The organism is Coleofasciculus sp. (assembly GCF_046565525.1).
In the GTDB taxonomy this organism is placed as follows: domain Bacteria; phylum Cyanobacteriota; class Cyanobacteriia; order Cyanobacteriales; family Coleofasciculaceae; genus Coleofasciculus.
This window is the reverse complement of record NZ_JBKHUP010000020.1, coordinates 53,236-77,950: the sequence shown is the minus strand read 5'-3', so window position 1 is coordinate 77,950 and position 24,715 is coordinate 53,236. Positions and strand designations below refer to the sequence as shown.

At 45.1% G+C, this 24,715-nt stretch carries 14 protein-coding genes; 4 read left to right on the top strand and 10 right to left on the bottom strand.

Annotated elements, in window-relative coordinates; all coding sequences use genetic code 11:
- The first annotated feature begins 66 nt into the window (after positions 1 to 66).
- Positions 67 to 3,999 (top strand): GAF domain-containing protein, encoded by a 3,933-nt coding sequence (locus tag ACLGGO_RS09685; RefSeq protein ID WP_446419147.1) that lies wholly within the window; start codon positions 67 to 69, stop codon positions 3,997 to 3,999.
- Positions 3,992 to 6,046, top strand: coding sequence for a response regulator (locus ACLGGO_RS09680; protein ID WP_446419146.1), 2,055 nt, complete (start codon positions 3,992 to 3,994; stop codon positions 6,044 to 6,046). Before ACLGGO_RS09685 ends, ACLGGO_RS09680 begins: the two co-directional genes overlap by 8 nt.
- Before the next feature lie 179 nt (positions 6,047 to 6,225).
- On the opposite strand, the gene ACLGGO_RS09675 is transcribed toward ACLGGO_RS09680, so the two are convergent.
- From ACLGGO_RS09675 to ACLGGO_RS09635, 9 genes are all read right to left on the bottom strand, one after another.
- Positions 6,226 to 6,666: a hypothetical protein gene (locus ACLGGO_RS09675; RefSeq protein WP_446419145.1), complete on the bottom strand. Its 441-nt coding sequence runs from the start codon at positions 6,664 to 6,666 to the stop codon at positions 6,226 to 6,228.
- Positions 6,667 to 6,711: 45 nt separating this feature from the next.
- Positions 6,712 to 7,848 carry an AAA family ATPase gene (locus ACLGGO_RS09670; RefSeq protein WP_446419144.1) on the bottom strand — a complete coding sequence of 379 codons (1,137 nt, stop codon included), beginning with the start codon at positions 7,846 to 7,848 and terminating at the stop codon, positions 6,712 to 6,714.
- 159 nt (positions 7,849 to 8,007) lie between these two features.
- The gene (locus ACLGGO_RS09665) at positions 8,008 to 8,742 is read right to left on the bottom strand and encodes a sterol desaturase family protein (RefSeq protein WP_446366759.1); all 735 of its coding nucleotides are present in this window, start codon (positions 8,740 to 8,742) and stop codon (positions 8,008 to 8,010) included.
- 223 nt (positions 8,743 to 8,965) lie between these two features.
- Positions 8,966 to 9,148 carry a hypothetical protein gene (locus ACLGGO_RS09660; protein WP_446419143.1) on the bottom strand — a complete coding sequence of 61 codons (183 nt, stop codon included), beginning with the start codon at positions 9,146 to 9,148 and terminating at the stop codon, positions 8,966 to 8,968.
- Between the two features lie 11 nt (positions 9,149 to 9,159).
- Entirely contained in the window at positions 9,160 to 9,783 is a 624-nt protein-coding gene (locus ACLGGO_RS09655; protein WP_446419142.1) for a DUF928 domain-containing protein, read from the bottom strand.
- 346 nt (positions 9,784 to 10,129) lie between these two features.
- The gene (locus ACLGGO_RS09650; protein ID WP_446419141.1) at positions 10,130 to 12,916 is read right to left on the bottom strand and encodes a CHAT domain-containing protein; all 2,787 of its coding nucleotides are present in this window, start codon (positions 12,914 to 12,916) and stop codon (positions 10,130 to 10,132) included.
- 161 nt (positions 12,917 to 13,077) lie between these two features.
- Positions 13,078 to 15,873, bottom strand: coding sequence for a two-partner secretion domain-containing protein (locus ACLGGO_RS09645; protein ID WP_446419140.1), 2,796 nt, complete (start codon positions 15,871 to 15,873; stop codon positions 13,078 to 13,080).
- A gap of 52 nt (positions 15,874 to 15,925) precedes the next feature.
- Entirely contained in the window at positions 15,926 to 18,754 is a 2,829-nt protein-coding gene (locus ACLGGO_RS09640; protein WP_446419139.1) for a two-partner secretion domain-containing protein, read from the bottom strand.
- A gap of 201 nt (positions 18,755 to 18,955) precedes the next feature.
- Entirely contained in the window at positions 18,956 to 19,729 is a 774-nt protein-coding gene (locus ACLGGO_RS09635) for a peroxiredoxin-like family protein (protein ID WP_446419138.1), read from the bottom strand.
- A gap of 510 nt (positions 19,730 to 20,239) precedes the next feature.
- Between ACLGGO_RS09635 and ACLGGO_RS09630 the strand changes: the two genes are divergently transcribed.
- Positions 20,240 to 20,821: a PEP-CTERM sorting domain-containing protein gene (locus ACLGGO_RS09630; RefSeq protein WP_446419137.1), complete on the top strand. Its 582-nt coding sequence runs from the start codon at positions 20,240 to 20,242 to the stop codon at positions 20,819 to 20,821.
- Positions 20,822 to 20,897: 76 nt separating this feature from the next.
- Here the strand turns inward: ACLGGO_RS09630 and ACLGGO_RS09625 are convergent, their stop codons facing one another.
- On the bottom strand, positions 20,898 to 22,982 hold the full coding sequence (locus tag ACLGGO_RS09625; RefSeq protein ID WP_446419136.1) for a cation:proton antiporter: 2,085 nt from the start codon (positions 22,980 to 22,982) through the stop codon (positions 20,898 to 20,900).
- A 222-nt stretch (positions 22,983 to 23,204) separates the two neighbouring features.
- Between ACLGGO_RS09625 and ACLGGO_RS09620 the strand changes: the two genes are divergently transcribed.
- Entirely contained in the window at positions 23,205 to 24,680 is a 1,476-nt protein-coding gene (locus tag ACLGGO_RS09620; protein WP_446419156.1) for an anthranilate synthase component I, read from the top strand.
- The last annotated feature ends 35 nt before the right edge of the window (positions 24,681 to 24,715 follow it).

Below are 24,715 nucleotides of genomic sequence, written 5' to 3'. Positions count from 1 at the left end.
TGTTTTTCAAAAAGTCGGGGCGGGTTGCATGATTAAATTCTGTAAATATTCCTCAAACTCTTACAAATGACAAATGACGAAGCCGAATTAACTTATCTGCGATCGCGTGTGGCGCAATTGGAAGCGATGAGAATGCCAGAACCGACTCAAGTTGCCCAACAGAAGGCGCTGTTGGCGGTGGTGACTAAAATTCGGGAATCTTTGGATTTGGAGAGTATCTTTAAATCAACCGCCACAGAAGTGCGTCAACTGCTGAATGCAGATCGGGTGGGGATGTTTCGCTTTGATCCAGAGTCTGACTGTCGCCGTGGGGAAATTGTCTCCGAAGATGTTGTATCACCCTATACATCAGCCATCGCCACCAAAGTAGAGGATGACTGTTTTGGAGAAAGACATGCTACCCATTATCAGCAAGGGCGGATTTGGGCGGCTGAAGATATTTATGCCCTGAATTTACTCGATTGTCACATTGCTATTCTCTCACGTTTTCAAGTTCGAGCCAACCTAGTTGTGCCGTTACTCAAGGGGAATCAGCTTTGGGGGTTGCTGTGTATTCACCAATGTTCGCGCCCACGCCAATGGCGCAGTGACGAAATAGAGTTTGTCCATCAAATTGCCATTCATTTAGGCGTGGCGTTGCAGCAAGCGGAGTTTGTGGCTCAATTGCGGATGCAGTCGGAATTATTGACGAAAGCTGTGGCTCAAGCTGTAGAACGAGAAAAAGCAGTTGCGGCTATTATCGATAAGATTCGGCGATCGCTCGATATTAATACTATATTCCAGACCACAACCCAGGAAGCGCGACACTTACTCAATGTTGATCGGGTGGCAATCTATCGGTTTAATCCCGATTGGAGTGGTGAATTTGTGGTTGAATCCGTGGCTGGGGGCTGGAAATCCTTAGTCCAAGAGCAATGTCAAGACCCACATTTATGCCAAAATATTAGTAATTGTAGTATTAAGTCCTTTGCCAATCCTCAAATTATTGATACCTATTTACAGCAAACTGAAGGCGGTGACTTTATCAAAGGTGAAGTTTTCCGAGTTTGTCGTGATATTTACACAGCCGGGTTTTCAGATTGCTATATTCAAAGTTTAGAACGCTATCAGGCAAGAGCATACACGATTATTGCAATTTACAAAGGCAAAACCCTCTGGGGACTTTTAGCCGCTTTTCAAAATTCAGCACCGCGATCATGGCAGGAGACGGATATTAATTTTCTCGTGCAAATTGGTGCTCAATTAGGGGTAGCCATTCAACAAGCTGAACTCCTCGGAAAAGCTCAACGGCGATCGGCAGAACTGCAAACCACACTGGAGGCGCAATTACAACAACGGGCAGATGAATTAGCCCAGGAAGCAGAACGGGAACGGGCGTTAGCTCAGGTGATTGATAAAATTCGCCAAACTTTAGATTTAGATACGATTTTCCAAACGGCGGCAACAGAAGTCCGTCAATTGTTGGATGTTGAACGAATTGCTATTTATAAATTCCGCGAGAATTATTTCGGTGATTTTATTTTTGAATCGGAAGCAGGAGACTTACCAAAACTGGTGGGTAGTGCGTGGGAAGATCCCTATTTAAGCGAACAAAAAGGGGGTCAGTTAAGGGATAACGAACCTTGTATTGCTGATGATATCTATAGAGCTAATTTAAGTGATTGCCATATCGAAGCTTTGGTATCTTTTGGGATTAAATCCTTTGCTGTCGTGGCTTTGTTTAAAGGGGAAAAACTTTGGGGACTACTGAGTGCTTTTCAACATAGTCAATCCCGCTATTGGCAGGAACGAGAAGTTAAGTTACTTATGCAAGTGGCAGCCCAATTAGGGGTAGCACTGCAACAGTCAGAATATTTAGAATTATTGCAAGCTCAAGCAGTCCAGCAAGCCAAGGCTGCTGAACAGGCGCGGGCATTAGCACGGGTGATTGAAAGCATTCGTCAAACGTTAGATATTGATCAGATTTTTAGTACGACTACCCAAGAAGTACGGCAAATTCTTAACTGCGATCGCGTCGTGGTGTATCGATTTAATCCCGACTGGAGTGGGGATTTTGTCTCCGAATCGGTGGCATTAGGTTGGTCTCCCTTAGTCAGTTCTGATCTGACAACGGTATGGTCAGATACCTGTTTACAAAAAACTCAGGGCGGTCGATTTCGGAATCATGAAAACGTTGTCGTTAATGATATTTACCCAATAATTTACTCGACATGTCATGTCAAATTGTTGGAGGTTTTTCATATCAAAGCCTACTGTTTAATCCCCGTTTTTGTCGGGGATAAACTGTGGGGATTACTGGGTGCATATCAAAACTCCAGTCCCCGTCACTGGGACGCCGCAGAAATTAGTTTACTGACACAGGTCAGTAATCAGTTAGGTGTGGCACTGCAACAAGCCGCCCTCATGGCTCAACTCAAAGATGCTAAGGAAGCGGCTGATGCGGCTAACCGTGCCAAAAGCGAGTTTCTGGCGAATATGAGTCATGAACTACGGACTCCCCTGAATGCGATTCTTGGTTTTGCCCAAGTTATGACCCGCGACTCTACTTTAACTCCAACTCAACAGGAATATCTAGGAATTATTGCTCGCAGTGGTGAACATTTACTCACGCTGCTCAATGATGTATTAGAAATGTCTAAAATAGAAGCAGGTCGGATTACGCTGAATGAAACAAGTTTTGATCTCTATCGTTTACTCAAAAGTTTAGAAGAAATGCTCCAGCTAAAAGCCGCATCAAAGGGCTTAGAGCTAATCTTTAATTGTGATCCAGATGTTCCTCAATACGTGCGGACTGATGAGAGCAAGTTACGTCAGGTTTTAATTAATTTATTGGGAAATGCGATTAAATTTACAGGGGAAGGGAGTGTCACCTTGCATGTAGAGACGTGCCATGGTATGTCTCGCCATGGTATGTCTCGCCATGGCACGTCTGTAAACCAATGTGTAGGGGCGGGTTTTACCGATAACGTTACCCAAGAAACCGATAACTTGACTAAACCCGCCCTGCTTGGGGAACGGAATATAAATCCCCAATCCCCAATCCCCAATCCCCAATCCCTAATCACCTTTGAAGTCGAAGACACCGGTCCAGGAATTGCCCCAGCAGAACTTGATACCTTGTTTGAAGCCTTTATCCAAACGGAAACCGGTCGCAAATCTCAAGAAGGTACAGGATTAGGTTTACCCATCAGCCAGAAATTTGTACAACTGATGGGAGGAACCATCGCCGTCAGCAGTATTTTAAGTCAGGGAACAACGTTTCAGTTTACGATTAAGATTAATCCTGCCCAAGCAGCTGACATTGAGATTCAACAGTCTAAACGGGTGATTAGTTTAGCCCCAAATCAACCGAGCTATCGGATTCTAATTGCTGATGATAAATGGGAAAGTCGGGTTCTGCTGGTTAATTTAATCGCACCGATGGGTTTTGAGGTGCAGGAAGCAGAAAATGGATGGCAAGCCGTTGAACGTTGGCAGAGTTGGGAACCTCACCTGATTTGGATGGATATGCGGATGCCTGTGATGGATGGTTATGAAGCCACTCGTCGAATTCGACAATCGTTACAGGGTCAAGCAACGGTAATTATAGCCTTGACTGCCAGTGTTTTCGATAAGCAGCGCTCGGTTGTCTTGTCAGCCGGCTGCGACGATTTTGTGAGCAAGCCGTTTCGGGAAGAGGTTATCTTTGAAAAAATGGCGCAACATTTAGGGGTGCGTTATTTGTATGCTCAAGCTGAACCTGCCTCTGTCATATCGCCGGATACGTCGCCAGTAACCTTGCAGGGAACTGCCTTACAAGAGGCATTGGCACGAATGCCAACTGAATGGCTGGCACAACTGCACAAAGCCGCACTCAGCGCTAGAGAGAAAGTGATGATTCAGCTTATTGCCCAAATTCCTGAGGAGCAAATATCTCTGGCTCAAACCTTGAGTCAATGGGTGAACACCCTTTCTTTTGATCGCATAGTGGATTTAACACACGCCCTAATTCATGAGTGAACGTCAATCTCAAGCCATCAAGGGAGACATATTAATTGTCGATGATATCCCTGATAATTTACGCATTTTGTTTACCATGCTGACGAACCAGGGCTATGAAGTTCGTCGGGTGATTAATGGGAAACAGGCACTTAATGCGGTTAATACTGATCCGCCGGATTTGATTTTGCTGGATATTAAAATGCCGGAAATGGATGGGTATGAAGTTTGTCAACACTTGAAAGCCTGCGAAAAAAGTGCCGAAATTCCGATAATTTTCTTGAGCGCCCTTGATGAAGTCTGGGATAAAGTGAAAGCCTTTGAAGTGGGTGGCGTAGACTATATTACCAAGCCCTTTCAACTGGAAGAAGTGATCGCACGGGTTAAAACTCAACTGAGTTTACGCCATATCCAACAGCAACTGCAACTTCAAAATGCCACACTAGCAGAGGCAAAAGAAGCCGCAGAAGCCGCTAACCGGGCTAAAAGTGAATTCCTGGCAACCATGAGCCATGAAATCCGCACCCCTCTGAATGCGGTGATTGGGTTAACGGGAATTTTGGAGAATACGAAGCTGGATAACCACCAACGGGACTTAGTCGAAACGATTCGTCAAAGTGGTGAAACGCTGCTGACTACGATTAATGATGTGCTTGATTTTGCTAAGATTGAGTCGGGTAAACTAGAGCTTGAATTCAAACCCTTTAATCTGCGGGAATTTCTGGAAACCTCTGTTGATCTGTTTTCGCCAAAAGCAGTGCAAAAGGGATTGGAATTAACTTACTTTATTGACCCAGAAGTTCCCACTACTGTGATCGGAGATGTCACCCGCCTGCGCCAAATCCTCATCAATTTACTGAGTAATGCAATTAAATTTACAGATGTGGGGGAAGTTAGCGTTTTGGTGAAGGTTAAACATGAATACGTCACTGATTCGACTCAAAACCAAGATAGCAATACCTCGCCGACTGTTTGTCTTTTGTTTTCGGTAAAAGACACGGGCATTGGTATTCCTCAAGACGGCTTTGACCGCTTGTTTCAACGCTTCAGTCAACTAGATTCTTCAACCACTCGTCAGTATGGTGGTACGGGACTGGGTTTAATTATTTCTAAACAATTAAGTGAAATGATGGGGGGGGGAATTTGGGTAGACAGCAGCTTCGGTGAGGGGTCTACTTTTTCCTTCTGTGTCGTCTTAAGGGTAGCCCAAAATGCGTCGGAAGAGAATTTAAGTATTCCTAAACCACAGCTTACGGGTAAACGAGTTTTAATTGTTGATGATAATCCGACAAATTGCCGAATTTTAACCCAGCAAACCGAATGTTGGGGTATGATTGCCCGGAGTACTCAATCCGGTGATGAAGCCCTAGCTTGGCTCAATCAAGAAGAAGCTTTTGATGTGGCAATTATTGATCGACAAATGCCAGAGATGAATGGACTAACTTTAGGGCTGCAAATCCATAACCAATCCCTTTGTCAAGAATTGCCTTTGGTGTTACTAACCGCTGTGGGAAACTTGACAACAAAAACCTCTTTGATTGAGCGGCATTTTGCTGCCTGTCTCCCTAAACCGATTAAAGTTGGACAATTTTATAACGTTCTGACTCAAGTTTTGGTAAAACAGGCTACTTCTATTGAGTCTCAATCGGCTTCACCAAAATCTGAAGATTTGCCTCTTGCCAAACAGTTACCGTTACGAATTCTTTTGGCTGAAGATAATATAGTCAATCAAAAAGTAGAATTGTTGCTGTTAAAACGTTTAGGTTATCAAGCCGATTTGGTTACTAATGGTCAGGAAGTTCTTGACGCTATCTCCAGTCAATCTTACGATGTAATATTGATGGATGTACAAATGCCAGAAATGGATGGCTTAACCGCGACCCGTTACATCTGCCAAAACTACTCCCAGCGCCCTTGGATTGTTGCGCTGACAGCTAATGCGATGCAGGAAGACCGAGAAACTTGTTTAGAGGCGGGGATGGATGATTATATTAGTAAACCGATTCGCCAAGCTGATTTGATTCGGGTCTTTAAAACTATCCCTTCGCGCCAAGCACCAACATATTAAGACGAAATACGAATGGCACTGAAAATTTGCATTTGTTAGATTACCTAAATCCTTGATATACCCTACTGACGTGCCATAGTGTCAAGTTAAATTAGAGGAGAGGGCGACCCGACCGTCTGTAGGGGCGGGTTTTACGGATAACTTGTCAGCCAAAACTGGTAACTTAGGGTCAAACGCTTTTAATTAAACAGAAATGGTTTAACAGATACAATCATCCGCTCTAACTCAGTTTTGTTATGTTTGAGAAGCTCATGTTCCCACAACTCATTCGTTTTATCCGAACAGTCTTGTGCCAGAACGTCTCCAATTTCCTCAAAACTCTTGTTGATGTCTCGCTTCAAATTCTCAGGTTCAGATTGCACTCCCAGAATAAATACTTTTTCTTTTAGATCATCTGGAATCTGACTCTCTACATAACTTAACCGATTTTCACGATTATCAAAGTCAATGAGTAAAACCATCATTCTTTGTGATAATTTTCGCATTGTAGGCGCATAATCGTTCGTGAATTGCTCCACAGTTCTTTGCCACCCACCAGCAGGCGGCAGGACTTGAATAGCTAGCACGGTTATTAAGGTTTGGAGATTGAATAAATCCGTTGGCAATCTGGCGATTCGCATCGTCTTCAGGTAATACCAGAATGTGAGGTTTATACTGATTTGGACTCATAGCTCTATATCGCCACAAATCAAGGTATTTATCAGATCACCTGTCACGTCACCTGTCACGCGCATATCACGGAGCAATCTGATCAAAGTTGGTTCCAAGTGGCTTTTTCGATCGAGTACAAAAGTATTTTCATCTGAAAACTTTCGGATGGCTTCCTCATTGTGTGATGTCAATAAAATTTGTCCTTTCTGCTTAAATGAGCGTCGCAATGATATGACAAAATGACCAACTTCTGATAATGATAGATAGTTTTCAGGTTCATCCCAGAAGCAAAAAAGTGGTCCATAAAATTCGTTGGCAGCTAAGACCACAGCGCAAATAAAAAAGCATTTTTCGCCGTCAGATAAGTCTTTAAAGTCAACATTCAGATTTGCACTATTTGCTTCAAACCGAACAATCATGCTTTTGGAGTCTTTGCCAATTAATTCATTCAGAAAATCCTGAATGTCTGGCATAACGTCTCGGAGATACCTATCAACCCGTGTGTAGGCAGCAGGATAGCGACTGAGTAATCCAGAAACCCACTCTCCAAAGTTTGAACCATCTCGCCTTGGCTCCAAGGTGTCGCCCTTGGAATCTCCTGTCATCAAGCTTGGGATTGGGGCTAAGATGATCATGTGAGCCAGCCAAGTCTTGAAAATATGAAGTGGGTCAGTCTCAGATTGCTCCTGAATTACGGGAAGGGCAACAAGATGCCAATCTAACCGAAACTGAGCCTCACGATTTTGCAAGCTGCTGTAAAGAATGACTTGGGCTTCTTTTCGAGAGTAAATTGGCTCTCCTGAAACCAGCAATTGCTCTTCAGAAACTCGCAGTTCTCTAAATTTTTCTGGCAACTCCAATGCCAGGACATATTTGTACAATTTATTGTCAAGGAATACTTCTATTTCAAAGCGAATCGGAACATCAGACCGTCCACGAGCGAAATCTTTTGGGCTAATAAGGTTTAATTCTTCAAGGTCGCGCATTCTATTGACACCTTGACTAATTTTCTGAAGTCCCTCTAATGCATCGGCAATAGTTGATTTACCTGAACCATTTTTTCCAATCAACAGTGCAGATGGCATTCCTTTGATAGTTATTTCAAAGTTTTCTAGACATCTGAAGTTGTGTACATATAGTCTTTGCAGCATAACCCAATGATTCTCAGCAGTTGAAATTGAAATAACTTGTGATGGAATGCACTCATTGTAAACGATATTGATTAACCCACATTCCGCTCTTTAAAACTATCTCTTCGCGCCAAGCACCAACACCTTAATTAGGAGGTGCCGGCTAGATATCCAAGACAGTTAAGTACCGAGCAGTTTGTCCCAGAACGTGAAGTACAATCCGTAGTGTACAGTGTACTGGCGATGATGTATTGAATGATAAGTTGCCCCGATAAACCATTTCCCCAGCCAGTGGTGAGGAAATGATGAGGGAAATAGCTCGAATCCCAGATGAGATACCACTGCCCATACGGTCATCGTTATCAGTGCAGTAGCCAAGGTGATAAAATGGAGCGGAACGATAAAGATTATCGCTACAAAGAAGAGTGATTGTATAATTGCTTCTGGTAGGTCAAATGCGAAGGAACTCCATGGTGTTGGCTCTCCCGAACGGTGGTGTCCAGAATGCATCCATTTAAAAAGCAAAGGGTGGTGAAAGAGGCGATGGATAAAGTAAAAATACGTATCTTGAAGGATAAGCACCGCAACAAAGCTAACTCCTATATACCACAGTCCATATTCATCTGGGTTAGTGTAAAGGAGCGTTACTCCCAAACCGTACTCTGATATGATTAGCGCTGCACAAAAGGCAAAAATCACTGCCGAGAGAACTGATAATTTGATATCATTTCTAATCGAAGCGCTCATCAGAGGCTTCAGACGCAAACTCTGTGTAGCGAGGAACTTCTCCAGAACGACATAAAAGAGCCAGTAGGCTCCCCCAGCGATAAGAAAGTATCGGGCAAGAGTGACTCCAAAAAATACCAAGTAGTAATACCCAAATGAGTGGTTTGTCAACTCCTTTGCAAAGTTCAAGTTTCCTCCTTTTTAGTTTTAAATTCGGCTTTAGCTAATTAAATCTCCTTCAGAGACTTTCTGCAAAGAGGTATAGGCTGAATAAAACTATTGCTATTTACGTTATGATCAATGACTTACTTATGGTCTCACAGATAACTAATTAATAAAAAATGCCCAAAGATAGATTTTGGGTCTTCTTCATCCCACGTCGATGAAGAGGGCGCAGGTCGCGTCATCCGTGTCAACTTAAGCCACAACCCTTGCCAATTATCGTTTCGAGCCGTTCGATACAAACTGGGGCGTATTGCTTGCTCCCTAAGCTATTACAGGAGAAAGAGCATTCCCCAGCTCCCCCAGCTCCCCCAGCTCCCCCAGCTCCCCCAGCTCCCCCAGCTCCCCCAGCTCCCGCGAACGGTGGTGACACCAAGCGGCGCTCTACTGAATAGTTTCCTCTCCATAAAAAGCCGCTCTATCCACAGGAGACCATGGCTGAAGCTTGCTGAGTAAGGCGGGGTCAGGTTGAATGCGCTGAATTTTCCCTTCTACTTTAGGACTATCAGGTCTCAGGGATTGTCCGCAAATTAGCAAAAACGACCACTGATACGTCTTGCCAATTTCCAGGGTTGGTGCATCAAAAGGCAGTTTAAAGCTGACTAAACCTCTGTGCTTAGGAAGCGATACGGTTTTTTTGTAAAAATAATCTTCTGTTTCATCCTTGAGAATAAATACAGCGTTTTGAGCCACTGTTGGTGGGATGTAAACAAAAAATGTGGGACGTTCCGCCACCGTAAATCCGTGATTTGTAGCTAACTCAAAGGGCGTAACTGATGTTCCCAGATTACTTATGTCATTGGGACATACACCACCATCTCGCGAGGCTCCCCCGGCTGAATCTGTGGGGGTTCCTTGCCTTTGAGGAATAAAGGTCACACTGGCTGTGTGAGACAGGGGTATGGTTTGAGCATGTAATGGTACTGGTAAATTACCAACCAGTAGAAGCTTCAGGAAAAGACTGACTGAAACGAGTGCAAGAGGTTGAGGTGTATATTTCCAAGCCATGATAAAAAACCCTCGTGAAGAAGAATGAGCTGTAGTGCATCACAGGGATTTTAAGCGGCATCCCATCAAAGACAGACAAATAAGACTGATATTATACTAAACTCATTACAATTTGTCTATTTATTTTTGAGTATACCAATTCCCTAGTAGAGCAACTGAAGGATTAGAGAGTACCTACCACCCTGGATGTGTCACCCCTTGTAACAGTTAGTTTTTATTTTGGAGTGTGGGGTCACACCCCTCATGAGTTTTTAATACTAAGTATCGTATCATAAGGTTCGATGAGCCGTACCTATCTTTATTTTTGTAAATATGAGGTAATCGGCAACAGGGAACAGGATGTGAGTCAAAGCCAATTTCCGACTAAGACAAAGGGCGCCCAGTAAAAGGGATGCTGATAATTAGATTGACGTAGGAGAGTAAGTTGAGCCTGACGCAGGGCTTGGGCTTTACTGACTTGAGATTGGGTGAGTTGTCGATAAAATTCAACCATTAACTGAGCCGTCGATTCATCATTAACTGACCACAAGGTTGCTAGGGTACTACGAGCGCCCGATCGCACGGCTAATCCCGCAAGTCCCAAAGCCGCTCGCTTGTCCCCTGTCGCCGTTTGGCAAGCGCTGAGGACAAGGAGTTCAATCGGGTTGGTATCCTGTCGCTGTCTGACTTGCAGGAGTTGATCCAAATCTTTCACCTTGATGCGACCATTCCAAGTGAGTAGAAAGGTGTTCTCTGCTTTGGAGCTAAACTGTCCATGAGTCGCTAAGTGAACCACTGGGAATGGATTCGCCTCAATTTGCTCTTGCAGAGTTTGAGGGGTAAACTGTTGATTCAGGAGGATAGTCGAAGGAATTTGTGCGGCGATGCTTTGCACTTCCAACTCCACGGCGGGGAGAGCCGGAAAACCATCCCGCGCCTCGCTAAGTCCAGCCGTTAAGGTTTTTAGTTGCTTCGGGTAGAGCGATCGCGGCTCGATTAGTTGTAATCCTAGGGATAGAGCAATATTATAGTTCTCGATCAGATACTGCTGTCCATCGTAAAGCGCCGCCATGGGCAAATTCCGTAAAGCACCATCCAAAACAAAGACGAGGGTTTTAATCTCATTCTCCCTTAACTCAGTTTCAATCGGTCGGATTAACCAATCATAAAGTTGTTGGGAAAGGCGTAACCGTTCTTTGTTTGACCAAGCTGGATTTAAGGCTTGTAGGAGTTGCTCAATGGTACTATCTATTTGAGTTTGAGCTAACTCCGTTTGGAAATAGCGCAGGGGTTTTCCGGGTAGGGAGACAATAACGGCAAAATGATTCGGTAAAATAATCGGGTAAATGACTGAAGCTTGGGGATCAATCTGGTCAATGGTTTGGCGTTGAACTTGCCAACAGGCTTCCCGAAAGAAGTTCTCCAATTCCGCCAATCTTAGGGATTCAATGGTTTCACGCCCTTGTTGAAGCTGTTCTGGTGTGGGCTGATTGCTTAAGAGCAATTCCACTAAATTCCGATAAATGGGTTCAACGGTTTCCCGAAAAGAAAATTGCACATCAGGATTAATCGCCATCAAATCACTGCGTAAGGATTGCAGGGTATAAACCGCGTCCCGATTTGCCGCGATCGCGCCTGTCAGATTACCTTGGTATTGGAGTATCTGACTCAATTGCCATTGCCAACGATAGGTGATTTCAGTGGCTTGTATTCCTTGCGCCAAACTTAATGCTTCCTCAGTTAACCTTTGCGCCTCTAACCACTGCTGTGTCTGCATATAAAGATGTCCCAATTGACCGAGGGCGTAAGATTCAGATCTCTTATCATTAAGCTGTCTGGCTTGTTGAATCGCTCTGGCTAATAATTGTGCGATCGTTTGTAGTTGCGCTTTAGCGCCGGTTCCCAGATTAGTGATTAGTGATTGAGAAATTCTACCCTGTTCCCCAAGCAGGGCGGGTTTAGTTACATGCAACGTCTCTACATGGCTTCCCATTTTCATCAAGCTTTCGGCGAAATTCACTTGAGCATAAACCGCCGCCCGATTTAGGGGTAAATTAGATAATTCAGCTTGAATTTGGGGGACTAAGGTTTGGGCGTCTGTCCAATTTTGGGTTTCAATCAGCAGGCTGAGTTGGTTGAGTTGGGCTTCAACTTGAGTCAGAGGGGTGGTTGCTGTTGAGGCGGCTTGTTGATAATAGGCGATCGCATCTTCAAAGTCTTGTCGCGCTCTCGCCGTATTTCCCAGGCTAAATAGCGTCGCACTTTGGTCAGCTATTGCATCGAAACCCTGAGTTATTGCCAAACTTTGTTGCAAAACCTGTTGTGATTCCTCTAGATTACCCACCACTTGCAACGCAACGCCCAGACTCCGTAATCCGGCGGCTTTGAGTAAGGAATCGGGTTGAGTTTGGAGCTGGGTTTTCACTCGCTCTAAGGTAATCTGCGATCGCCGATAGAGTCCCAATGCTTGTAAGACTTGGGCTTGGTTAATTTGGCTCCCGAATACACCTGTTTGATCACCCGCCTCTTGATACGCCTGTTCTGCCTGTTTCCACGTTTCTAAAGCCGCTTCCATTTGTCCTTGAGCATAATGGAGACTGGCTTGAGTATTCAGAAGTTGGGCGAGAAGGCGTTGATGATTGCGGGTGGGTTTGAGGAGATTAGCCACTAAATTTAGGCTTTGGGTAATCGCTTGTTCCGCCTCCTGCCATTGTCCCAACTCTTGATAGGCTAAGGAGAGATAACTTAAACTAAGGGCATAGTGGATGCGATCGCCTCGATCTTGATAAGCTTGCATCGCCTGTTGCCAAACCGTAATCGCTTGCCAAAAACGCCCCGCCGAGTAGAGAGCTTTGCCTTGTTCAAGTTGAGTTAAAGCATTGTCATCCTCCTGAACTGAGTTCAAATCCCCCTGTTGTTTGTTTCCTATTCCCTGTTCCCTACTCAAGAATTGAGTCTGAGTTAGTTCTGTAAGCGGTATCGGCGGATACTGCGCTTGGGTGGGAAAAACCCACGTTATCAGGAACAATGTGAGTAATCCTAACCCGATACAGCGACTGAAAGCCTTGAGCCGTGAGGAGACTGACGCTATTGTTTGAGTTCGCGATCGCCTTATAATAACTGTTTTCAGTCTGATGCGGGGCAACAATGTCATAATATCAAATCCAATAGCATTGTCATTGCATCTTGGTGAGGGGGTAGAAGGGTAATGCTTTTAATGCTGCTGTACCAATAACTATCCCCTTTCTAATCCAGTCCGCGCAGGCGGACTTTGTTTGTGTAGCAGCGATTTTAATCGCCATGACCACAAGGTGATTACTCATTTAAGCATGTTGCTGTTTTATACCAGGGACTTTGGGGATTAACCTCAGGGACATGAGCCACCAACTCAACCTGACCTTGGGAATTAATAATCCATCCTTGAGCTTCTACAATAGACGAGCGACGCTCAGAAGGAGATTCTCCCCTATCTCCCAGAGGTTCCACGGTCACGTCTCTACTAGCCCCGCTCCCAGAGGTTCCAGAGAACGTCTCTACCTGATCTCCTTCATCTTCATTTAACACCAGCGTCCGCAAATCCCGCCAAATGGTTCGACCTCGCAGAGTTTGAGTGGGATCTTCAGGTAAACCTCCCCGTCCAGTCACCACAAAAGAATTGCCTTGATCCGCAGCACAACCTGTGACAATTTGGTTCCTGGGTTCAGTAAAGTTTTCGGGTAAGCGGACTAATCCTTGATTGGGATCAATCTCCTCTATATTGATATTGACCCTACCTTTAAACTCAGCTCCAAGTGCTGATGTCGCCGTGATATCACTCTCTGGAGTTAACGCTTCTCGAAATTGCGTACCAAAAATACCAAACGCATTAACCGTAACCCGACCCCCTGCTCCCGCTTGAGCATTCGCACTAATATCGCTATTATTAAGTGCCACTAAATTACCTGTATCAATTGTAATATTACCGCCATTAGCATTCTCAGCATTCGTGCTGATTTGACTCTGATTCTGTAGCAACAAATTCTGCGTTTGCAGAATGATATTTCCCTCTGTCCCCGCCCGCGTAGTCGCTGAAATTGTACCACCGTTCCTTAACCAAATCAAGTCAGAATCAACTCTCAAATTCCCTGCGGCGGCTAACTTTTCTCCATTAACCGTGACTTCGGCTCCATCTCGGATAATTAAACGTCCTGTCTCAATCGTCACATCCCCCGCTTCCCCCAATACCTCAGTCAGAGGTGGCGGAATAAAGCCACTGGGAACAGAATCAGAAGACGCATCTGAGCGCATACTACTGGGAAACTGACCATCGGCGGAAATACCACTCAGTTCCACAAACTCCGATGCTCTAACCACCAATCGTCCCGCCCGCCCAGCATTTTGCGTCGTGGTTGAGATAACTCCGCCATCCCGCAGCACTAATTGTCTAGTATAGACTTCAATATCACCCGCAGCGCCTTTGCCAAAACTTTGTGTATTCAAACTACTCAATTCTCGACCATTCGCTGAAGTACCAATCAGTTCCACACTATCTGACGCCTGAATCTTCACCGTTCCGCCTTGAGCTGTACCGAATGTAGCCGCGCCAATTCCCGCCCCCTCGCGAATGATTAAGCGTCGAGTTTCAATGCTCACATTTCCCGTGGCTTGAGTCGCATCCTCAAAAGCATTAGAAGCAATAGCACTTTTGAATCGACCATCTGGTGTTGTACCAATCAGTTCAATAGAATCCGATGCTTGAATCAACACATTTCCGCCACGCCCTGTATCAAACGTAGAGTTAAATATTCCACCCCCGTCTCTAGTTATTAACTGTCGGGTTTGTACGGTCAATTTACCCGCATTTCCCTGCCCATAACTATCAGCAAACAGTTCTGAACTCACCAGTTCCACCGATTCAGATGCCCTCACTATCATATCGCCGCCCGAACCCGTGCTAAAGGAAGAAGTGGAAATAAAACCTCCCTCCCGCACATTCAATATTTCAGTATTAATAATTAAGTGATTCGCAGCACCAGAACCGAAACTTAGAGAAAATAGACCACTACCCAACTCATCTAGAGTAATGGTTCTTGTCTTAAAAAGCTTATCCAACACCTCTTGTAGATTTCTCGTCCCAATAATTTCCACAGATGAAGCATTCACCATCAACGAACCAGCCGCGCCATCACCAAAGGTAGACGCGGAAACAAAAGCGCCCTCTTGGAGGTTCAATTGTTCAGCTTGAATCGTAATATCACCACCGTTAATATTACCCCGTGTATCTGCACGAATTTGTGACCCTTGTGTCAGGTTCACTTGAGCGCCTTGGACTTGAATAAAACCGCCACCTGTACCACTGGCGTCTACGACAGATTGTTGGGAAAGGTGAATATCTTGGAAATTCTCTACCCCCTCATATCCCAGAGTGAAGCCATTAATAGTTGGCGTAATCTGGACGAAACTATTCTCACCAACGCTACCTAATTCAATTCGCCCTTGGGGGGCTGTCAAATGCCCTCCCGGAAACCGCAGTTCACCACCGACTAGGGCTAAGGTTTGACCCAGTTTAACTTGTAAGCCACCAGTCGATTGATTCTCAATAGGAGCCGGATTTGAACCAAATTGCAAGCCAATGGGAACATTAATTGATAATAAGGGTGGGGTTGAGTAATTAGTGGCGCTAAATTCACGCCCATCTGGAAATTGGATACTATTGGCAGTACTGGCTAAAAATGAGCCGCTAATATCGAGTTTCGCATTCGCGCCAAAGATAATGCCTTGAGGATTAATTAAAAATAAATTAGCTGGATTGTTAATCTGGATTGTGCCATTAATTTCTGATACCTTAGTTCCCGTAACCCGGTTAATAATATTTTGTACATCCTGATTTATCGTTTCCAGATTAAAAAATGCTGTTGAACGTTCAGGAACAGAAAACTCCTCAAAGCTGTGGAAGAGATTATCCCCTACTCTTGTCCCACTTTGAATCTCAGTAATATTACCATTCTTAGTGACAACTGTATTTTGGGGCAATGTATCATCGGGTATAACCTGGGATTGAGCCATACTAGTCGAAGCCAGCAGACCCACAAACAGATTCCCTGTTAGCCAGATAAATAGTCTTTGCTGCATAAAAGTGCTGATATGTGATGGTCTCGTACCTCGACCCAACCTACCGTCTTATTTAATAACAATTAGACGTTCTGGGCAAATCAACAACACCCAGTCTATCATTGGGCATATTAGCCACCAGTTCGACATTGCCATCTGCATCAATCACCCATCCTTGAGCTTCCACAGGGGTCAAGTTTTTCTCTGGATGTATTTTCTTTCTTGGTGAGGTCGTTAAAAGTGAGGATTCGATTCCCAAAAAACCTATCGATGGGAATTGCTGTCGATTCTGTGCACGTCCCGTCTCCCCCAGATTTTCTTCATCCAAATCAAGAGAACGCAAATCTTGCCAAAGGGTTCGACCGCGTAAAATTTGGCTGGGGTCTTCGGGTAGTCCACCTCGTCCAGTCATGACCAAGGAATTTCCTGTTTCAGCGACACAACCTGTGGCAATTTGATTACTGGGTTGAGTGAAATTTTCCGGTAACTGAACTAATCCCCGATTCGGGTCAATCCCCTGAATATTTAAAGTCACCAGACCATTAAATTGTGGTCCTAAATCTGATGTGGCGGTGATATCGCTATCTGGGGTAAGTTCATCCCGAAACTGAATGCCAAAAATACCCTGAGCCGTAATACTAACACGACCGCCTCGACCTTGACGAGCATTAGCCGTGATATCACTATTATCGATCGCGACTAGAGTATTGGTATCGATTGTTATATTACCCCCATCACTGTTCTCTGTATTCGTCGTAATCCGACTATTGCGCCGCAGTAGCACATTCGATGCTTCGAGTCGAATATTTCCCCCTGTCCCCGCCACTGTAGCTGCACTAATTGCCCCTTGATTGTCCAGCCAAATCGAATCGGCTATTATATCTAAATTACCTGCAGCACCCGATGCTGTCCCCCTGACGCCAACTTCCGCGCCATCCCACACATTTAACCGTCCCGTTTGAATCTGCAAATCCCCAGCACCGCCTGCACCACTGGTGTTGGCTTCAATTGCACTCGGTACGATACCATCACCAATAATGCCAAAGGAGACTCCTTCGACAGAGGGAGCAACACCCGTCGCCACACCCGCCACCGTTACCGATTCAGAAGCATTGATATTTAAGGTTCCGGCTGTCCCTGCACTCCCTGTAGCGGCGGAAATTTGAGCGCCATCCCGCACACTTAAGCGTCGCGTGGTAATCATTAAATCTCCGGCGGGTGCTGTTCCCCTTTGTCCTGCTACGGTTAACAGCGATGACGAGGTAAACAAACCACTCAAAAACTGACCATCAGCAGAAACACCCCTCAATTCCACCGTATCGGCGTTAACCCGGAGATTTCCCCCCCGTCCTCCACCCGCCGCAGCGGCTGAGATTTGTGACCCATCAGCAACAATGAGTTGACCTGTATTTAGGGTAAAATCACCCGCATCCCCTGCACCCAGGGTAGCTGTGAACAACCCTCCTGGAACAACGGCGTTGGCTGGGGTTCCTCTGAGTTCCACGAATTCAGCCGTTACAGTTAAATTCCCCCCTTGACCTTGACTCATCGCGCTAGGTGTGGTGCTTAATGATGTACCCTCTAGCACTCGCAACTGATTCGCGGTAATTTGGAAATCCCCGGCGTTTCCTTTCGCCGTAGTTCCGGTCAGTAAGAGAGACCCACGGGTTAAATCTGCGAACTCTGAGACGTTTAAGGTTAAGTCACCACCATTCCCCTCTGCAAAGGCTGTGGTGAGGAGAGTCGCGCCATTTTGTACAATCAATTGATTGGTTTCAAGGGTTAAATGTCCAGCATCACCCTGTCCACCACTAAAACTAAATAAACCATTACTTAAATTAAATGGGTCAAAGGTTCCGGATAGAAACTGCTGTGAGGGTTCTAGAGGGGTTGTACCAGTCACGTCCACTCGCTCAGCCTGAATGGTAAGATTTCCTCCTGCACCTGTACCAAATGTAGAGGTAGACGCAAACGCACCTTGTTGCAGTTTCACCTGATTCGCCTGAATATCAATCCCGCCGCCGTTCACATTACCGAGGGTTTCCGCCACTAGGTTTGAGTTTTGAGTCAGGGTGACTTCTCCTCCCCGCACCCGAATTGTGCCACCACCTAAACCACTGGTATTGACAGCGGTTCCATTGGTTAAGTCAATGGTGCCAAACTGTTGTATATCTGAATAGTCCAAGGCAAAACCTGTGGTTAGAGGAGTCAGATTAACTCGTCCCGAACTCGCCACACTCCCCAATTCAATTCGCCCTTGCGCTGCTGTTAGATTTGCTCCATTTAATAATAAATTTCCGCCCACAAGTGCCAAGGTTTGACCGGGGTTTACTGATAAGTTACTATTTGTTTGATGAATAATCGGCGACGGATTGGAACCAAACTGCAAGCCAATTGGTACATTAATGGTTAAAAGGGGCGGTGATTGGGGATTGGTGGTGCTGAATTCACTGCCATCAGGAAAGATAACACTGTTGGCGGTACTGGCTAAGAAAGAGCCACCGATATTGAGTTGAGCATTGGCACCAAATATAATTCCGTTGGGATTAATCAGCATTAGGTTGGCTGTGCCATCCGCACCAATGATGCCATCAATAAGGGATATCTTGTCACCCGTGATGCGGCTGATAATAGTTTCTATGTCCAGGTTTGGGGTGTTTAGTTGAAAGACGGCTTGTGAATTTGTCGGAATAGAAAATTCATCAAAACTGTGGAAGAGAGAATTCCCGACTCTGATTCCTCCTTGAATTACACCATTGGTAACGTTGGTATTGGTTGAAAAATTATCTGTGTCAGGGATTATTTCGGCATTGGTTGCGCTGATGAGGGTGAGAAGGGTGAGGATAATATTGCTAGGAATCCAGAGGACATGATATTTTTGTTTGGTAAAAGAATAGTTCATGATTAGGGTATATCTGTGAAGAGGAACTGTAGAAACGCAGTATGCTACGTCTCTACATCGGGGCGGGTTTAGTTACATCTGGGTGAGGTAAAAAATGATAATAGTAAAACCCGCCCCTACATAAAACTTTCTTTCTTACTCAATCACCAATTGTCTGCACTTTTATTCCGAAATCGATGCGATCGCTACCCTTCTACCCTCCTACCCTTTTTCATATAAAAATGATAAGGGGCGACTCATATTTGCAGCAAAGCCGAGAATTGCGCGATCGCGATGTTCATACAATACGTTACCGTCTGCATCAAATAGGAATGTGGCACCTCGCTGTGTCATATAGGCGGGATTAGGAACATAAGTTTTCCAATTGCCCAAAACTTCCACCATATTCCGTAGTCTCAAGGTAGCTAGTTCAAAGGGGCGCTGATATCCACTTCCCCCAGCGAATTGAAAAAATGAGCCTTTGAGAGGGGGTAAGGGTTTCGCTTTGATGACTTCCTCATCGCCAATCAGCTGAGGTGCGTTGCGATCGCCCCGATAGCCGCGAAACACTTCAGCCAGTGTACCTGGGCTACCAATACCCGCACACATCAATAATAAGTTGAGCCAAGCCGTTTGAGTGGTAGAAAGTCCAGGAAGTTTAAAATTCAACCCCGGATAAAGGTTAAGCTGGCGATGCAATTGGGCATTTGGATCAACAAACAACCACTCCGCCGGAAATCCGGTATAGTGACAAAACTGTTTTCCTGAATCGAGATTGCCAATCCCCACAGCGCGAATGGCGATTCCCTTCGCCCGCAACTGTTCAGCCTCTCGCTGTAACCAGAAGGCGTATTCTAGGCTGTCAAAGTCACCCAGTTGAGACCAAACGAGTACCAGGATGCGGGGGGTATTCTCACAGTCTTCCAGGAGCGATCGCGTCATACCATCGCTGACTCGTTGGCGTTGAGTTTGATGAATAATAGCGTAGGGATTCATATTAGGCTAAAACTGTACTGTGATGAGTAAAGATTGTTGTGCTAATGATAACAATGACTGATATATAATCGGGCTTGACTGCTTCCTTTTCAGGTAAACCGCCACAACTTTCAACAACCCTGATTTAGCTATCGCTTGAAATCAGGGATTGCCAGAGACAGGACTGGCAACTGTGCCGCTTCTGCGATTGCCCTAAAACACTTCCCAGTAATCCCACGACAATTGCCAGGGTTAGCTCCACTTCCCCCAGCGAATTGAAAATAGAATACTCTTTGTCAATAAGAAACAATAAAGCCGAGTTGTTGTGCTAAAAACCCTGCTTATTGACAATATGCGTTTACCCTGCCAGCCCATCAAAACCGCCAGGTTAACTTAAGATTAATTATCGATTCACAAAACTTCCTAGTTTGACCGCAACTTCATCAAATCTTTATTTGACTCATTAGCATTGGCGAAGTAAAGTAATCCATGGTATATTCTTTGGTTTACAGCACCATTTTAATGAGAGTCATGCAAAACATTTTCAAGAAAATTGCCGTTACCGCTGCGACTTCGGCGGCTTTATCGATGGCGATCGCTCAACAAGCCCAAGCGATCTCGTTCAACTTTAATTGGCAGGGGGATACGGGTTATTCAGCAACGGGGATGTTCAGCTACGACGAAACCACAGCTCCAACCATTATTTCCGAGAGTGGTGCTGGAGCGACGAACAACCTACAATCCTTAATGGTTTCTTTCTTCGATCCAAACAACAATCCGCTCCAGTCGTTTAATACAGTGACTGACGGAGCATCTGAATCTCCTTTTTTCCAATTTAATTTTGATACTTCGACTCAAACCCTGTTTGGTAATTTTAACGTCGGAGGGGGTACGGGTGTAATCGGAGAACAATTCTTATCTGGAGAGATTGGTAGCTTCTTGGAATTGCGTCAGGATGTCGATCAAATAGCAACTTCAATTCAATTAGATCGAAATTCTGGGGAGATTACAGTTAGTGCCAAAACATCAGTACCAGAGCCTGCTTCTGTTTTGGGTGTATTGGCATTCGGTGCAATGGGAGTCGGTTCAATCCTGAAGAAAAAGCAAGCGTAGAGCGATAAAATGAATGCGATCGCTCTTTTCATAAATCTTGATTAGGAGGAGGCGATCGCAACAAGAACATACCTGTTCAATACGGTTCCCCAAACAACACCAATGAGCAGGTGAGTTCCTTTATCAATTGTGTGGTAATATCGCTCACCGCTAACCCAGCAATAGTACGGCGACGCAAAGAGCGCAAAATTACCATATCCGCTAACTGAGCCACCTTCAGAATCGCCAGCACCACATCGTCACTTTGAATCACTTGCACTGTTGGTTTTACATGATCTCCAGTAACATTCAACACATTAATATACTCGTCTTCAATCGCCGCCATTTCGGAGGATGCTGTTTTAACCGGACAAACGTGTAGCAGTTTCACCTCCCCTTGATGGGTATCAGCCAGGAGTTGAGCAAACCTCACCGTGCGGATTGTCTGCGGCGAGAAGTTTTTCGCGGGCACCAAGATTTTACGCAGGTTGACTGGCTCATCTAAGAGTCGCATCACCGCAACTGGACAGTGAGATGCCCAAAATACCCGGTTAATAATCGTACCAAACAAACGTGCCCGCAATCCTGTATTTTTGCGCCAACTCATGACAATTAAACTGGCATCTTGTTCCCGGGCGGTGTGAACAATTCCAGAGGCGATGTCATTCTCAATTCGCAGTACAGGTTTCGCCTCGGCTTCAAACTCAGAACTAACTGTTAGCGCTTTGTTCAGGAGTCGCCGACTTTGTCGCAGGTTAACCTGCATCTGGGGTTCATCCATGTAGGTATGAGATGGAGAGATAGATAGAGGTATAATTTGACCGGATTGATGATGCGCTAGCAGTGCTGCCATTTCCATCAAATACCCCTTGGTTTGACTTTTGCTAACAGGCACGACTATCGTAAACGGAACCGATTCTTGTTCCTCTAAACGTTCAAAGCGATGATTTTCCCACCACAGTTTAGACTGGTTAGTTTTCGGGCTGGGTTTGGGTAAAGGAAGTTTCGGGGCAAATTTTCCGGTGAGTAGGGGACCGAGGATAGAGGTGATCAGCATTAAAACAATGATGCTGTTAAATACGGTTTCCGTGATTAACCCTACCTGCAAACCAACCAAGGCGGCGGCTAGTGTGGCGGCGACTTGGGGTACAGACAGAGACCACATTACCATCATCTCGTCAAAACTGTAATGATAGAGGAATTTCGCGATCGCGGCAGCGAAAAATTTGCTCCCCAGCAATCCCACGACAATTGCCAGGGTTAGCCAAAAACTGGTGGTGAGGCTTTCGATAAACACGGGAATGTCTAGGAGTAAACCCATGTCTACAAAGAAAAAGGGGATAAATAAAACACTGCCCACAAACTCCACTTTTTCTTTAACGGGTGAGTTTCCCACCACATCATTAACCGCCAAACCCGCCATAAATGCACCAACAATCTGATCAATCTGAATAATCTCCGCCCCCACTGACGCTAGAAACACCGCCAGAAGTACGAACAAAAACTGATTACCCTCATCATCTCCCGTCCGCCGAAAGTGTTCCTTCCCCACCCAGTCAAAGCCAAATAAAACGATGGCTGTGTAAATGGCTAATGAAACCAATTGCTGAATCAAACTATAGAGAGAAAACTCTCCCGCATTAATCGAAACGCATAGTGCTAGGACAAGCAGCGCACTAATATCGGTAAAGATTGTCGCGCCAATGGTAACAATGACTGATTCTTTCTCAACTAAACCCAAGCGCTGGACGATGGGATACCCTAACAGAGTATGGGAGGCAAATAAAGAACCCATCAGCAGGGATGTATTCCACCCAAAACCAAATAATCGTCCAATCATCATACTGGTGACAAGTGGTACGATAAAGGTCATTAATCCAAAAACTAAGGAGCGATGTTTTTTCTTGCGGAACTGCACCAAGTCAATTTCTAGCCCAGCCACAAACATTAGGTAAATTTTGCCGATATCTGATAGCAGCTTCATGGTTTCGCTGTCAGCATCTAATAGCTGCAAACCATTGGAACCCAGAATGACTCCTGCCAACAGCAATCCGACTAACCCAGGCAATCCCAGACGCTCGAACAACGGCGGAATGGTTAAACTGACTAACAGCAGAATAGTAAACGCTACAATTGGACCTTCGGGTAGCCCTGTTTGGAAAAATGCTATCGATTCATTCATTACCTTTTGGCTTAAAAATCGCCGCTATTTTATAGACACAGGTTCTTCAATCAAGTTCTGTTTAACCTATTGCTTCCGAATTATTAGCGTAAAGACGTATAGGTAGATTGACTCGCCCAGGAAACTGCTAAATTGTTATTGTCTATAGAGGATTGATGTATAAAAATATTGTAACCAAAAGGCGCAAAATAAGGAAAAAACTTGTCCGACATCGCCCCTGACATGCTCCCTAGCCCATCCTCCCTCAAACCCATACAACCTTGGCATTGGCGCAAGCTTCCTTTGGCTAAGCGTAGTGGTTCCCACGTCTTCGAGGCGCTATTTCTTCATCCCACAGGAGATTCAGCTCTAGAAAGAAACTTGGCTGAAAATTATCACATTGCTACTCTCCTAGAAAGCCCCGTGACGCCAAATAATACCCATCTAGCTCGATATTCTATTTGTGCGGGTTTTCCTCGCTTTATTAAGCATCAACCTCAGCTCTGGACACCGTCTGTGGGAGACATTCTACCCTTCCTACGCCGCCTGCTTCAAGTGCAAAAGGCTCAATCACTGGTTCCTGCTCTCCTTCCCTTTACAGGGGGTTGGTTAGGATGGCTGGGATATGACTTAGCCTGGGAGATTGAGCAACTCCCCCAACTAAACACCGATCCCCTTCCTTTCCCCATCGCCTACTGGTATGAACCGGAATCCTTTGCTGTGCTAGATCATCACCAGCAAGTTCTCTGGTTAGCGACGACAGATTCGGCTCAACTTGACTCCTTGCAACGTCAGCTAAAACAAGCTGATAGAGAGATAGGAGTACAGGATTTACCAAAACCGGACAAAAGTAATCCCATTACTCCTATTTTTCAAATCTCTCAGCACGATTATATAGCAGCGGTGCAGCAAGCGAAAAACTATATTCAAGCTGGCGATATCTTTCAGGCAAATTTGTCGTTACGGTTTGAAGCACATACCGCTTTGGATAGCTGGTCAATCTATCGAGCGTTGCAACAGATTAATCCTTCCCCTTTTGCCAGTTATTGGCAAACTCCGTGGGGGGCAATGATTAGCTGTTCACCTGAACGATTGATTCAATTATCAGGCAAAAAAGTTGAGACTAGACCGATTGCTGGAACGCGAAAACGCGGTGCTACTTCGACTCAGGATGAACAGTTAGCCCAAGAGTTAATTGCCAATACTAAGGAAAGAGCCGAACATATCATGTTAGTTGACTTAGAGCGCAATGATATCGGCAGAGTTTGTGAATGGGGGACTGTACAAGTGAATGAACTTCTTAGTATTGAACGCTACAGCCACGTCATGCACTTGGTTAGTAATATTATTGGTACACTCAGCCCTAAGTGTGACCCGATAGACTTGATTCGCGGTGTATTTCCTGGGGGAACCATTACGGGTTGTCCTAAAGTTCGCTGTATGGAAATTATTGAAGAGCTTGAACCTGTCAAGCGCAACTTATTTTATGGTTCTTGCGGTTATTTAGATTGGCGGGGAAATCTCGACTTAAATATTTTGATTCGCACGTTGTTGTATCGTAAATCGGGCAATTCTAAACCTGGGGCAACGGTTTGGGGACAAGTTGGTGCTGGCATTGTTGCCGATAGTGATCCGCAAAAGGAATGGTATGAATCTCTACAAAAAGCCCAAGCTCAACTCAATGCGTTGAATCTGGGCAGCAAAAACACCATTGGATAAAGGGCGCACGTCGGTGCGCCCCTACAGATGGGATA

Bases quoted from the DNA above. Each gene is read 5' to 3' on its own strand.
- ACLGGO_RS09685 (WP_446419147.1), top strand. From the start codon at position 67: ATGACAAATGACGAAGCCGAATTAACTTATCTGCGATCGCGTGTGGCG.
- ACLGGO_RS09680 (WP_446419146.1), top strand. From the start codon at position 3,992: ATGAGTGAACGTCAATCTCAAGCCATCAAGGGAGACATATTAATTGTC.
- ACLGGO_RS09675 (WP_446419145.1), bottom strand. From the start codon at position 6,666: ATGCGAATCGCCAGATTGCCAACGGATTTATTCAATCTCCAAACCTTA.
- ACLGGO_RS09670 (WP_446419144.1), bottom strand. From the start codon at position 7,848: ATGCTGCAAAGACTATATGTACACAACTTCAGATGTCTAGAAAACTTT.
- ACLGGO_RS09655 (WP_446419142.1), bottom strand. From the start codon at position 9,783: ATGGCTTGGAAATATACACCTCAACCTCTTGCACTCGTTTCAGTCAGT.
- ACLGGO_RS09650 (WP_446419141.1), bottom strand. From the start codon at position 12,916: ATGACATTGTTGCCCCGCATCAGACTGAAAACAGTTATTATAAGGCGA.
- ACLGGO_RS09645 (WP_446419140.1), bottom strand. From the start codon at position 15,873: ATGCAGCAAAGACTATTTATCTGGCTAACAGGGAATCTGTTTGTGGGT.
- ACLGGO_RS09640 (WP_446419139.1), bottom strand. From the start codon at position 18,754: ATGAACTATTCTTTTACCAAACAAAAATATCATGTCCTCTGGATTCCT.
- ACLGGO_RS09635 (WP_446419138.1), bottom strand. From the start codon at position 19,729: ATGAATCCCTACGCTATTATTCATCAAACTCAACGCCAACGAGTCAGC.
- ACLGGO_RS09630 (WP_446419137.1), top strand. From the start codon at position 20,240: ATGCAAAACATTTTCAAGAAAATTGCCGTTACCGCTGCGACTTCGGCG.
- ACLGGO_RS09625 (WP_446419136.1), bottom strand. From the start codon at position 22,982: ATGAATGAATCGATAGCATTTTTCCAAACAGGGCTACCCGAAGGTCCA.
- ACLGGO_RS09620 (WP_446419156.1), top strand. From the start codon at position 23,205: ATGCTCCCTAGCCCATCCTCCCTCAAACCCATACAACCTTGGCATTGG.